This is a genomic window from Aeromonas sp. S2(2024), assembly GCF_041402505.1.
Taxonomy (GTDB): domain Bacteria; phylum Pseudomonadota; class Gammaproteobacteria; order Enterobacterales; family Aeromonadaceae; genus Aeromonas; species Aeromonas media.
The window spans coordinates 1-12887 of the sequence record NZ_JBGLRL010000024.1; the positions used below are offsets into that span (position 1 = coordinate 1).

Consider the following 12887-nt stretch of genomic DNA (forward strand, 5'->3'; position numbering starts at 1 on the left):
GTAGCCTTTCTGGAATTGGATTTTGCTTTTGGCCATGATCTCGCACCTCGATAACTGTACGTAAGATCAGTATAGTTCGTGGTAACTGACTGCTAATCATGGGTAATCAGGATCTGCTATGAAACTATGTAGCTAAAAATTAAATCCAAGTGGTAGTGAGCGTTGAGACCACCTCACCAGATGAGCCGATGAAGGATCTTGTTCGGCTCACGAAATGAGCCGATAGGACAATATCATTGGCTCACAGAATGAGTCGATGATAAGAAATATTTCTCTCCACACAAACTAGAGTATGGAAGCATATTATTCTTATTATCTCCCTATCCAAGTTCAATGCCTAAACCTGATTCAGTACAGACCAACTCGGTCATCAGCTCTCCTCAATGCAGGGGCATTTTGTTGCTAATCTTCTACTGAAAACGACAGTTTGGGGTAGGATAGCTCATGAGAGGTCGTGTTTGTATAATGAGGAATGCTACATGATGCCCTATGCAACCTATCAAGCAGCTACTGCGAACTTTCTCCTAGAAGCTCTTGGTATTCCTCGTGACCCACTAGGAGCACATCTATGGATCGTGGCTGGCGTATCACCGGACATACTCTATCGGCTCGCTGAATTGATGAAGACGGATGTGGGGACGGTTTGCCAATGGGCTGGTATTAGCCGGAGTGCACTGGCCCGAAAGCTTCGGATTGAGGTTCCCCTATCAATATCGCAGGGTGCTAGGGTATACGGAGTTGCACAGGCCCTCGATGTGGTACTCCTCTTCCACAGGAACGATGCCATCAAGGCTGTGTCATGGTTAAACCGCACAGCCTGGGGGCTCGGTGGCGCGGCTCCAGCCACGTTGTTGACTACACAGATGGGAGTCCAGGCTGTTGTCGAGCTTGTAGGGCGGATTGAGCATGGGGTTTGTCAATAAGTAATAAGTCGGCTGGCCTATATGCTAAAACTAGCATAATAGATTGAAATTTGATCAGCCAGATTGATTTTGAAGATTTTTTCACATCCCCCCACTTGAAAAAATTGGAAAACTGTCCATTTACTAATTATGAGAGCTATAAATAAATTTTTTCCATTTCAACATTCCGCTGCTGCGCAGCGAAGAGAGACCAGTTTTACAAACCCACACCTTATTTTTATTCAATCGGTGAGTTGGTGTTGATGAATTAAAATTCATTAAGTTAGCTTGAAAATCAATGCACCATCACTTGGTAATGGTTTTTCTATGATCTGACAGAAAATAGAAAATAGAAAATAGAAAATAGAAAATAGAAAATAGAAAATAGAAAATAGAAAATAGAAAACATAGTATCAATAAAATATGGCTATATTCGCCCATGTTGGGCGGAAATAAAAAACGTGCTTTTGCAGAGTATGATTGTTTTACCAATGCAAACTCTTCTCTGCTGCGCCTGTCGCAGGTTGTCACAACCAGATCGTTTTCTTGCACCCGTTGAATCCCAGAACAATCAGATCCCGTCGGACTCCATCTGACCTTCAAGTCGATGGATGCGTTGTGCTATGGCTCCTAGACAAGCGAGAAAATCCCCCCATGCTGGAACGTGCAATATTTGGTTAGAGTAACAGCTATGGTTATGGCAGCAATGATGCAGGCGAGACCCCAAGAGCTTTGGCGATCAGATAAACTTTTTCCAAGGTTACCCTAGTCTCCCCACGTTCGATTTTTCCCATGTGACCACGATCTATACCAGCAATTAGCGCAAGTTTTTCCTGTTGCATACCGCGTGCAGACCGCAGTTCCCGTACATTTTTACCGAATGCAGTTGCGAGCACCGCAAGATCAAACTCGTCAGAATCCATGTTATCTCCTCACAAGAGGAGATATGGTCTACATTATACGGCACACTGTACACGGCTATGAGTACACGCCTATAATGACACTGCATATAAGCATCATTTGAGGGTGGAAAATGTCCAATCAACAGATCGTTTTGAGTCAGAATCAAAAAAGTAGCACCGTGACACTAATTTTTCAAAACGCGGATTTCTTAGCCGCAGTAGGAGATTCTCTGAGAGTGGAGTCATTCTTACATGTCACTATTAATCAATCCACATATGATGAATTTGTTAAGGGTGTTATGGCTTCGTTTGTTGCCGAATTTATGGATTTTAAGGAGCAATGGCCGATACCTCAGGAGCTTCAGGAGCTAAGGAAGGTCTGAACAAGTCTCTGGCATGGGATGTCGGAATTCATACGGATCTTCATCTCGGAGGGGTGGTCATTAGTAATGCTTGGTATTCCACAGTCAGTCTACAGCCCTTGGGTGAATCACATAGAGCGGCAGTAGCAAAGTTAGAGAGACCATCACACGCAATCATCAATGCAGAGGAGTGGTCAACCTGCGGACTCGATGCAGTTGATTCGCAGATGCTGCATGAATGGAGTAACAGGATATGAAAATCATGACCAAAAAAGAGGTCGAGGTAATCAGCGATATTCGCTGTGATGTTTGTGAAGAGAGTTGCCAAACGGAGGGGGCTGTTAGCAATATCGAGTTTGGCACATTGAGTGCCCACTGGGGTTATGGAACTCAGCACGATGGCGAAAGTTACGAGGTTCACCTGTGCGAGAGTTGCTTTTTTCAGGCCATAGCAAATCTGAAAGAGCAGCGGCGAGGTGCACTGATGTTTTCAGAGAAAGGGTATGAACCAGTTGCTGATTTTGGATTGATTAACCGGCACCTTGAACTTATCTGAACAGATTCGATATTGATCTTTGTAGGTTGTGTTTGAGCCAAGTTGCTTCAACTTTGATGTCTTCCAACGGAAGACCGCCGCTCTTCGCTCATCGTGGTTTGTCGCAGCGGTGGATGCATTTGTCGCTGGACCTCGTAAAGTAATGCTAACCCAGCCTCAGCTTGTTTTGGATTATAACCGGCGCTAAGTGATGGGATACCGCTAGCACAAGCCTGACTGTATTAGATGTGGATTGGTCTTGCGATCTTAGGTCAACCCAAGGAGACGAATCCTACTTTGGGGGCCTGTTTTGTGTTGGACATCGCTCAATCACTCTTAGGTGGCTCTTATTCAAGGGCGCGGATTTTACCGGAATGGCTAACCAAAAACTATACAACCGAGGTTGTCAGGCCGAACAATATTTACGGTCGGGCCCGTCGGCTATCGGCAGATAAGGAGAGCCGTGCATGATGGTGGTGGTCGTGACCGTCCGGGGACCGCAGTTCCCTCAGACCGGATGAGGGCTGCGACACCATACTGGAGAGATGGGAAGTCTGTGTTTGCTGACTGGAGCGGAATGGAGAGGCATTCGGGACTTCTTGGAATTGGCTTAAATCTGATAGGGTGACATGTCCGCTGACGCGATATTTAAGGAGCACACAATGAAGAGCCGATCCTGGTTGATTGCCGCCGTCCTGGCACTTGCATCTAGCCCCAGCCATGCCGACTGGGCGAAATTGAAGGAAGCGGCCTCCGAGCTTGGCACTGCGGTGAGCGACACCGGCAAGGAGGCGTGGCAGGGGATCACCGATTTTTCGAAGGCGACCTGGGAGTCTGTCTCCACCTGGGGGGCCGATGCCTACAACAAGGCGGGTGCCTGGACGGAAGAGAGCGCAGCCACCGGCAAGGAGTGGCTGACGGCCGCCGACAAGAAGCTCGATACCATGCTGGAACCCAAGACCCCGACAGAGGCCCGCACCGCCCTCGATACCATGGCCGATACCGCACTGGTGCGGCTGTTCAACGAGCAACCCTCCGCCAAGCTGCTGTTTGACAAGGCCTATGGTTATGCGGTGTTCGACTCGCGCAAGTTCTCCCTGATGATCCACACCAATCAGGGATCCGGGGTGGCGGTGAACCGCTCGAATGGCAAACATACCTATATGAAGATGTTTGGCGCCGGCATGGCGGCTGGCTTCGGCGGCAAGTTCTATCAGCAGGTGATGTTGTTCGAGACCAAACAGACCTTTGACAACTTCGTGAACAAGGGTTGGGAGGCGACCTCGGAGGCGGGCGTGGTCGCCGGCAAGGAGAGCGCGTCGCTCGACTCGGGTTACAACGGCGGCATGGCCATCTACCAGCTTGGCGAGAAGGGGTTGCTGTACGGCGTCAGCATCACGGGATCCAAATACTGGATCGACGAGGATCTGACGCAATAGAGATCGGAATCTGAGCCTGGCCCGCGATGCGGGCCTTTTTCATGTGCCCGCCTGCTCGCCGCGCGGCCAGCAGGCGGGCATCTTCCCGGGATCCCTGCTGCCGGCATGATGGCCCGTTGCACAGGTGGGGTACAGGATCCTTATGCATTGGCACTCTAATTGCTTAAGGCTTGCCAGTGTCAACGATTTGTCTGGGAAGAGAAGATGGAAATAAGCGCAAGCAGCCTGATGCAAGAGATGCAGGCTCTCAGGGTCGAAGCCGGTGCCACGCCGCTGACCCAGCCCGGTCGTCAGGTCAACTCGGATTTTGGCCAGATGCTGCAGCAGGCCCTCGACAACGTCAACGAGCTGCAGGGCAGCGCCAACGATCTGCGCACCCGGTTCGACCTGGGGGATAAGTCGGTGGATCTCTCCGAAGTGATGATCGCCGGGCAGAAATCCTCCATCGCCTTCGAGGCGACGGTGCAGGTGCGCAACAAGATGGTCGATGCCTACAAGACCATCATGAACATGCCGGTATAACTCAGGCCCATGGCGACCGAGCATCATAAACATGTCAGCAATAAGGACATAAATCGTGGCTAACGATCCAAACGGCGATCTGCTGATGAACAACGAGGGGGCGGCCGCTCTCGATGAGCAGGAGCAGAAGAGCTCGGCGCTGGGCTTCTTGTCCAACACCGATGTGTTGCGGCAGATCACCTTGATCCTGGGGCTGACCATCTGTCTGGCCATCGCCGTCTTCATCCTGCTGTGGGGCAAGGAGCCGGAGATGCGTCCCCTCGGCACCTTCAGCACCCAGGAGCTGGTCTCCACCCTCGACTATCTGGATCAGCAGAAGATCCCCTATCAGGTGGACGGCAAGAGCGTGCTGGTCAGCGCCGAGAATTATGCAGACATCCGGCTGCGCCTGACCCGCGCCGGCCTCGCCAGCAGCAGCGAGGCCAGCAACGATGGGGAAGCCATCCTGCTCAAGGACTCCAGCTTCGGCGTCAGCCAGCGCATGGAGAGCGAGCGGCTGAAACTGAGCCGCGAGCGCCAGCTGGCGAGCGCCATCGAGCAGTTCCAGAACGTCGCCAAGGCCCAGGTGCTGCTGGCCATCCCGAAAGACAACGTGTTCGCCCGCAACGAACGCAAGCCGAGCGCCACCGTGGTGCTGAGCCTGAAAGGGGCGGCGCTGGGCCAGGGGGAGGTGGACTCCATCGTCGACATGGTCGCCTCCGCCGTGCACGGCCTGGAGCCGACCCGCGTCACCGTGACCGATCAGAACGGTCGCCTGCTCAACTCCGGCTCCCAGGATCCGCTCTCTGCCCAGACTCGCAAGGAGTTTGCGATGCAGCAGAAGCAGGAGCTGGAATACAAACAAAAAATTGACGCCATCCTGATCCCGGTGCTCGGGGCCGACAACTACACGGCGGAAGTGGATCTCTCCCTCGACTTCTCCCAGCAGGAGCAGACCCGCAAGACCTACAATCCGGACTTGCCCGCCGTGCGTTCCGAGATGACGGTGGAAGAGAACAGCGCCAATGGCAGCAATGGCGGCGTACCCGGTGCGCTCACCAACCAGCCCCCCGCCGCGTCGAACATTCCCGAACAGGCCGCTGGCGGGGAAGGGGGAACCGGCTCTTCCGGCCGCTCCCGCAAGGAGGCGACCCGCAACTTCGAACTGGACACCACGGTCAGCCACATCCGGCGTCAGCAGGGCGGCATCCGCCGCATGACGGTGTCGGTGGCGGTGGATTACAAGGCCACTCCCGGTGCCGAGGGGGCCGTCACCCGCGAGCCCCGCAGCCAGGCCGAACTCGATACCCTGCGTCGCCTGCTCAGCGGCGGCCTCGGCTTTGACGTGACCCGGGGGGATACCCTGGAGGTGGTTGCCATTCCGTTCAACCGCCCCGAGCTGGAAGCCGTGGCCGACATGCCCATCTACGAACAGCCCTGGTTCTGGCGTGCGGTGCGCATCGCCGCCTCGGTGCTGGTCATCATAGTGCTCATCGTCACCGTGGTGCGGCCCATGCTCAAGCGTCTGCTCTACCCGGATGCCAAGCCGGAAGGGGAGCTGGACTTCGACAACCACACCGTGCTGGGTGGGGATGACGAACTGAGCCTGCTGGCAGCCCAGGCCGAGGCCGAGCCGGTGTTCGGTCTGCGGGATGGCCAGCTCAAGCTGCCCGATCTGCACCGTGACGAGGACCTGCTCAAGGCCGTGCGTGCCTTGGTAGCGAATGAACCAGACCTGGCTGCTCAGGTCATCAAAGAATGGGTAACGAACCGAGATGCCTGAAGAGAAGAAAAACCAAGTCACCGGTAACGAGATTACCGATAACCAGCGCCAAATCCTGGACCAGATGAGCGGGATGGAGATGGCGGCGGTGCTGATGCTGAGCCTCAATGAGGAGGATGCCGCCCAGATCTTCCGTCATCTCGAGCCCAAGCAGGTGCAGCGGCTCGGCATGTCCATGGCCTCCATGTCGGATTTCAGTCACGACCGGGTGGCGGCGGTGCATCGTCAATTTATCGACGACATCCAGAAATACACCAACATCGGCATCGGCAGTGAAGACTTCGTGCGCAAGGCCCTGGTGGCGGCGCTCGGGGAGGACAAGGCCAGCAACCTGGTGGATCAGATCATCCTGGGATCCGGTGCCCGCGGCCTCGACTCCCTCAAGTGGATGGATGCCCGCCAGGTGGCCAGCATCATCCAGAATGAACACCCGCAGATCCAGACCATCGTCCTCTCCTATCTGGAGCCGGAGCAGTCCGCCGAGATCCTGAGCCAGTTCCCGGAGCAGGTGCGCCTGGATCTGGTGATGCGCATCGCCAACCTCGAAGAGGTGCAACCGGCGGCGCTGCAAGAGCTCAACGACATCATGGAGAAGCAGTTCGCCGGTGCGGCCGGGGCCCAGGCGGCCAAGATGGGTGGCCTCAAGGCTGCCGCCAACATCATGAACTACCTGGACACCAACATCGAAGGCCAGCTGATGGACTCCATCCGCGAGTCGGACGAGGAGATGAGCCAGCAGATCCAGGACTTGATGTTCGTGTTCGAGAACCTCATCGACGTGGACGATCGGGGCATCCAGACTCTGCTGCGGGAAGTGCCGGGGGATCTGCTGCAACGGGCCCTCAAGGGCTCGGATGACCAGATGCGCGAGAAGGTGTTCAAGAACATGTCCAAGCGGGCCGCCGAGATGCTGGCGGACGATCTGGAGGCCATGGGGCCGATCCGGGTCTCCGAGGTGGAGGCCGCCCAGAAGGAGATCCTCTCCACGGCGCGCCGTCTGGCGGACGCGGGCGAGATCATGCTGGGGGCGGGCGGTGGCGAAGAGTTCCTCTAAGCCATGGGCAATGGAATGTGCGATGATATCGGTCCTTTCGTCCGGCATGCCAGGAGTGTCTTTCGCAGATGAATAACAAGAACAACAAGCTGCGGGGTTATGTCAGACCCGAAGCGGACGAGACCCGGGTGGAAGCCTGGGGCTGGCCCGAGATGGAGGTCGAATCCGAGATCCAGAGCAATGCCCTGGGGCTCGGCCCTGACTGGTATCGCCAGGAGCAGGCGGACGAGATGCCGCCAGAAGATCCACCGGAGGAGCCCACCCCCAGCATCACCGCCGAAGAGGTGGAGGCGATCCGTCAGGCCGCCTGGGAAGAGGGGCTGGCCGAGGGGCGAGCCGCCGGCTTTGCCAAGGGGCTCGAAGAGGGCAAGCTGGAGGGCTTGCAGCAGGGCCATCAGGCGGGTCTGGAGCAGGGCCGTGAAGAGGGGCTCGCCATGGGCCGCGACCAGGTGGAGCAAGAGATTGCCCACTGGCAAGCGCTCGCCGCCCGCCTCGCCACGCCCCTGAGCGAGCTGGACGCGGCGGTTGAGCAGCAGCTCATCAGCCTGGTGCAGCAGCTGGCCCGCGCCCTCATTCGCCACGAGGCCGAGACCTCCCCAAAATTGTTGCTCGAGGCCCTCAAGCAGGGCCTTGCCCTGCTGCCCGCCGCCGAGCAGGGGGTTACCCTGATGCTGCACCCGGACGATGTGGCCCGGGTCGAGCAGGCCTTCGGCGCCGAGGAGTGTGCCAAGCGTCACTGGCGGCTGCAGAGCGACCCCACCCTCTCCCCGGGTGATCTGCAGCTGGCCACCGAACTCTCCAGCATCGATCTGACCCTGGCGGGACGCATCGATCAGTTACTGCGCAATTTCCTTCGTGACAATGCCGACTAACTCTCTTCCCCGGTTTGGCATAGGGAGTGCGTGCCGCTGCTGCGTACCGTCTGTCGACGGCGCGACCATGCCGGCTGACTCCGGGGCTCGGCCTCTTTCCCTTTTATCTCTGGAGGCGCGATGACAACATCCCTGCTCGGCCGACTGCAAGGCTACCGGGTCCGCGATCTTGCGCCCATACCGCCGGTGGCGGGCAAGCTCACCCGGGTGGTCGGGCTGACCCTGGAGGCCATCGGCTGCCGCGCCGCCATCGGGGCTCTGTGCCGTATCGACACCCAGGATGGCGTGCTGGAGGCCGAAGTGGTGGGCTTCTCCGGCGATCGCCTGTTCTTGATGCCGAGCGAGCAGCTCAAGGGGGTCATTCCCGGCGCCCGCGTGGTGCCCGTCACCGAGGATCACGGCATTCCGGTGGGCATGAACCTGCTTGGCCGGGTCATCGACGGCATCGGCCAGCCCCTGGACGGACTCGGCCCCATCATCTCGTCCCAGACGGTGCAGTTCGCCCAGCATCGCATCAACCCGCTGGCCCGTCGTCCCATCCATCAACCCATGGACGTGGGGGTGCGGGCCATCAACGCCGTGCTCACCGTGGGGCGTGGCCAGCGCATGGGGCTGTTCGCCGGTTCCGGCGTCGGTAAATCGGTGCTGCTCGGCATGATGACCCGCGGCTCGGTGGCGGACGTGGTGGTGGTGGGCCTCATCGGCGAGCGTGGCCGGGAGGTGAAGGAGTTTATCGAGGAGATCCTCGGCGCCGAGGGGCGCGAGCGCGCCGTGGTGGTGGCGGCGCCGGCCGATGCCTCGCCGCTGATGCGACTCAAGGGGTGCGAGACCGCGCTCGCCATCGCCGAGTATTTCCGCGAGCAGGGGCTCAACGTGCTGCTGCTGATGGACTCCCTCACCCGCTACGCCCAGGCCCAGCGCGAGATCGCCCTGGCGGTGGGGGAGCCGCCGGCCACCAAAGGCTATCCGCCCTCGGTGTTTGCCAAATTGCCGGCGCTGGTGGAGCGGGCCGGCAACGGCAGCGATGGCCAGGGCTCCATCACGGCCTTTTTCACCGTGCTGACGGAGGGGGACGATCTGCAGGATCCCATCGCCGACGCGGCGCGGGCCATCCTCGATGGCCACATCGTGCTGGCGCGGGAGCTGGCGGATGCGGGCCACTACCCCGCCATTGACATCGAAAAATCCATCAGCCGGGTCATGCCCATGGTGACCTCACCTGAGCACATGGAGCTGGCGCGCACCTTCAAGCAGTTCTACTCCCTCTATCAGCAGAACCGGGATCTCATCACCATAGGCGCCTACAGCCAGGGATCGGATCCGCGCATCGATCGGGCCATCATCCAGAAACCCTACCTGGATCAGTTCTTGCAGCAGAAGATGCGCGAGGTCATTCACTACGATGAAGGCCTGCAATCCCTGCAACTGGTGGCCATGCCACTGATGCGTTGACCGGTGGAGAGCCCCGATGAGTAAAGGATTGACGTTGCTGGCAGGCCGACTGCTGGAGGCCGAACAGCAGGCCGCCCTGGCGTTGGCCAAGGCCCAGCAGGATCTCAAGCTGTTCATGGATCAGCAGAACGCCCTCAACCAGTACCGCCAGATCTACCATCAGCAGTGGACTGATCGCGGGCTGCAGGGGATCACGCCCCAGCAGAACAGCCAGTATCACGCCTTCATCAACAAGCTGGAAAATGCGGCGACCCAGCAGTACCAGGGGGTGTTGCAGGTGCGCGAGGCGCTGGCCCAGTGCCGTACCCAGTGGCTCGAAGCCCAGCAGCGGCGCAAGGCGGTCGAGCTGCTGCTCGAGAAGCAGGCGGGGCGAGCTCAGCTGAAGGCCCAGCGTCAGGAACAGAAGATGCTGGACGATTACGCCATCCTGCGACGCTATCACCATTCTGGCCTGTAACTTGCTTTCTATTGCCAACACAGGCTAAGACGCCGCACCTGCCTGCTGGCCGTGCGGCCACCACACCGGATTGTCGTCAGGGATCCCAGCATGATACAGACCCAGTTGATCAAGGCCGCGACTCAGGCCACCCCTGCCGACAGTGGCATCACCCTCCCGGGCCTCACCCAGGAAGGGGCCGAGCCGCTGCAGGGGGACAGCAAGGCTGCCTTTGCCGATGCCATGGCCCTGGCGCAGCTGGTCGACAAGGGCGCCGTCGCCACTCCCGTGAGCGACGACGCGCTCACCGCACTCGCCCTGGATGCCAAATCTTTGGCGGTGGCCGAAGAGGCTACCTCGAGCACGCAGCACAAAGCCGACAAGGCAAAGGCCAGCGAGACAGATCTTCCCCCCGACGATTTTCTGCAGCAGCTGCAGGCCTCCCTGCGCCAGGACACCAGCCTGACTCTGCCTGCCGTCGCTCCAATGACGCAGGCACTGCCCGTGGCCACCGACGGCAATGACTTGCCGCCCGAGTCGCCGTCGTTGACCGACGGCGGCAAGCCTGCCCCGACACCGGGCGCTGCAGGGCGAGAGATCGCCACACAGCAGGCGCTGTTGCAACAAGCGGGCGAGGGGAATAGCACCCAGGTGTCCGCTCTTGCGGACAAGGAAAACAGTACGAATGAACCCGGCAAGGGGGCTCAGGCCATCGCCGCCACCGCCAATACCCTGCCGATAAGCCGGCCGGAAGACGCTGCCTCCGCCAATACCCTGCCGATAAGCCGGCTGGAAGACGCTGCCTCCGCCAACACCCTGCCGATAAGCCAGCTGGAAGACGCAGCCGTGGATGCAGGCACGCCGGTCGATCCCGAGCTTGCATCATCGAAACCGACGGTGCTCCCCTTGTCTGGCGAAGAGCGCGCCGCCCTGCTGGCCAAGGTGGTCGCGACCTCACAAGCCACCGAGCCACGGATCGCAGCGGCCCAGGTGACAGGTGAGCCCCAGAAACAGATGGCCTCGGAAGCCGCGGTCAATGGTGTTGGCGCACAAACGCCTCATGCCGTGCAGGCCGGTGCGACCAAGGCCTTTGGTGAAGGGCTGGTCAGGATGGACGCTGGCGTGACTGATGGCGTTGAGGCCAGCACGGATGCCGCGACTGAGGATGGCAGCAAACCTCGCATGGCTGCGCCGGAACGGCCGGAACGAGAGTCCAGCCCAGCGCAGACGACGGGGGTGAGCAAACCCGATGCGAGCGCTGGCGCGGCCCACAGTGCCGCTCCCCTGGCCAGGGCTGCGGACCCGGAACCCGTGCTGACGGCGCCCCAGCAGACGCTGGCGCGTCACGAATCCCAGGGGCCGCAAGCCTCGCTGACGGCCCTGTCGGCCGGTATCCAGCAGATGGAGGGCGAACCCGCGGTGGCAGTCGGAGCCGCAGTGGAACTCAAGCCAGCGGCGCAGAAATCCAAGCTGGATGAGCTGGGCAAGCAGCTCGGGATGGAAGTCGGGGGTACCGAGCCGAGCGAGGGAAGCCAGCCGCTGCAGCAGACCCAGACCAGCGATGGCAAGCCGGCGGCCGAGGTGAGCGCGCGGCGGGAACCCCAGAGCCTGCCGCACCTCAAGCTGGCCACCCCGGAGGCACCGGCCCAGTTGCACCAGAAGGTAAACCTGATGCTGGCTGACAAATTGCAGCAGGCAGAGATCCAGCTAGACCCCCTGGGCCTTGGCAAGATGAAGATCCAGATCCAGATGGGGGCGGATAGCCAGGCCAATGTCCACTTCGTGGTGCAGCATGGCCAGACCCGGGAGATGCTGGAGCAGGCCATGCCGAGGCTCAGAGACATGCTGGCGGGGCAGGGGATACAGCTTGGCCAGACTCAGGTACAACAACAGGCGCAGCACCAGGGGCAGCCATCACAGCAACAATCCCAGGGTCAGTCGACCTTCAATGGTCAGGAGCAACGGGGTCAGCAGGGGAGCGGATCCTTTGGCGGCAACGGCCAGGGGGAGGGGGAAAATGCGACCCGTACCCTGAGTCTGCTGGTGGAATCGACAAACGATGCCGGAATTGATTTCTATGCTTGATGCCTGCCCGAGTAAGTTTATGATACCGAACAAGTTTGAGACTAGGGTGGACAAGGGATGGCAGACGATAACGAACTGACGCTGAAGGACCCGGCGGCGGCCAAGAAAAAGAAGTTGATCATGATAGTCGCCCTGGTCGTCATCCTCCTGGGTGGTGGCGGGGCCGGTGCCTGGTTCATGTTTGCCGGGTCGGACGAGCCGGCGGCCGACACGGCCGAGGCCAAGCCCGAAGCCAGTGCGCCCCAGCCCTCCCTCTATGTGGGAATGCCGCGCCCCTTCGTGTTCAACGTGGCGGGCGGGCAACGGGATCGGCTGGTGCAGATCAAGATCCAGCTGATGGTGCGCGGGGCCGCTGACGAGACCCTGGCCAAACAGAATATCCCCCTGATCGAAGGGACCCTGCTGCGGGTCTTCAGCGCGGCCACTGCCGAGCAGCTGATGACCTTCGAGGGCAAGGAGAAGCTGCGTCAGGATTCATTTGAAGAGTGTCGCCGGGTCCTGAAGGATCTGGTCTCTTCCCCCGTAATCGAACAAGTGCTGTTTACCGGCTTTGTCATGCAATGA

Annotated in this window: 13 protein-coding genes and 1 pseudogene; 13 read left to right on the top strand and 1 reads right to left on the bottom strand. The window is 59.2% G+C overall.

Features of this window, described 5'->3' with window-relative positions; genetic code table 11:
- The first annotated feature begins 482 nt into the window (after positions 1-482).
- Positions 483-923: an antitoxin Xre/MbcA/ParS toxin-binding domain-containing protein gene (locus tag ACB039_RS18350; RefSeq protein ID WP_232105312.1), complete on the top strand. Its 441-nt coding sequence runs from the start codon at positions 483-485 to the stop codon at positions 921-923.
- A gap of 674 nt (positions 924-1597) precedes the next feature.
- On the opposite strand, the gene ACB039_RS18355 is transcribed toward ACB039_RS18350, so the two are convergent.
- Positions 1598-1825 (bottom strand): helix-turn-helix domain-containing protein, encoded by a 228-nt coding sequence (locus tag ACB039_RS18355; protein WP_042019791.1) that lies wholly within the window; start codon positions 1823-1825, stop codon positions 1598-1600.
- 110 nt (positions 1826-1935) lie between these two features.
- Here ACB039_RS18355 and ACB039_RS18360 point away from each other — a divergent pair, with 110 nt between their 5' ends.
- The 12 genes and pseudogenes from ACB039_RS18360 (at position 1936) to fliL (ending at position 12887) form a co-directional block, all read left to right on the top strand.
- A complete protein-coding gene (locus tag ACB039_RS18360; protein ID WP_017778755.1) occupies positions 1936-2187 on the top strand; it encodes a hypothetical protein in 252 nt (83 codons plus the stop codon).
- 81 nt (positions 2188-2268) lie between these two features.
- Positions 2269-2377: pseudogene (locus ACB039_RS18365) on the top strand (IS630 family transposase); the annotation flags it as partial.
- 42 nt (positions 2378-2419) lie between these two features.
- Complete coding sequence (locus tag ACB039_RS18370; protein ID WP_042878961.1) at positions 2420-2722, top strand: hypothetical protein; 303 nt, start codon at positions 2420-2422, stop codon at positions 2720-2722.
- 641 nt (positions 2723-3363) lie between these two features.
- Positions 3364-4140, top strand: a complete 777-nt coding sequence (locus tag ACB039_RS18375; RefSeq protein ID WP_042650075.1) for a lipoprotein — start codon at positions 3364-3366, stop codon at positions 4138-4140.
- 204 nt (positions 4141-4344) lie between these two features.
- On the top strand, positions 4345-4662 hold the full coding sequence (gene fliE, locus ACB039_RS18380) for a flagellar hook-basal body complex protein FliE (protein ID WP_042650076.1): 318 nt from the start codon (positions 4345-4347) through the stop codon (positions 4660-4662).
- Positions 4663-4717: 55 nt separating this feature from the next.
- Positions 4718-6424, top strand: a complete 1707-nt coding sequence (gene fliF / locus ACB039_RS18385; RefSeq protein ID WP_042650077.1) for a flagellar basal-body MS-ring/collar protein FliF — start codon at positions 4718-4720, stop codon at positions 6422-6424.
- Positions 6417-7478: a flagellar motor switch protein FliG gene (gene fliG, locus ACB039_RS18390; protein WP_043129018.1), complete on the top strand. Its 1062-nt coding sequence runs from the start codon at positions 6417-6419 to the stop codon at positions 7476-7478. Before fliF ends, fliG begins: the two co-directional genes overlap by 8 nt.
- A 68-nt stretch (positions 7479-7546) precedes the next feature.
- Positions 7547-8350 carry a flagellar assembly protein FliH gene (gene fliH / locus ACB039_RS18395; RefSeq protein WP_042650079.1) on the top strand — a complete coding sequence of 268 codons (804 nt, stop codon included), beginning with the start codon at positions 7547-7549 and terminating at the stop codon, positions 8348-8350.
- A 120-nt stretch (positions 8351-8470) separates the two neighbouring features.
- Complete coding sequence (fliI, locus tag ACB039_RS18400; protein ID WP_042650080.1) at positions 8471-9802, top strand: flagellar protein export ATPase FliI; 1332 nt, start codon at positions 8471-8473, stop codon at positions 9800-9802.
- 16 nt (positions 9803-9818) lie between these two features.
- Complete coding sequence (fliJ, locus tag ACB039_RS18405; RefSeq protein ID WP_043129023.1) at positions 9819-10259, top strand: flagellar export protein FliJ; 441 nt, start codon at positions 9819-9821, stop codon at positions 10257-10259.
- A gap of 90 nt (positions 10260-10349) precedes the next feature.
- The gene (locus ACB039_RS18410) at positions 10350-12323 is read left to right on the top strand and encodes a flagellar hook-length control protein FliK (RefSeq protein WP_371166178.1); all 1974 of its coding nucleotides are present in this window, start codon (positions 10350-10352) and stop codon (positions 12321-12323) included.
- A gap of 57 nt (positions 12324-12380) precedes the next feature.
- Entirely contained in the window at positions 12381-12887 is a 507-nt protein-coding gene (gene fliL / locus ACB039_RS18415; RefSeq protein WP_371166179.1) for a flagellar basal body-associated protein FliL, read from the top strand.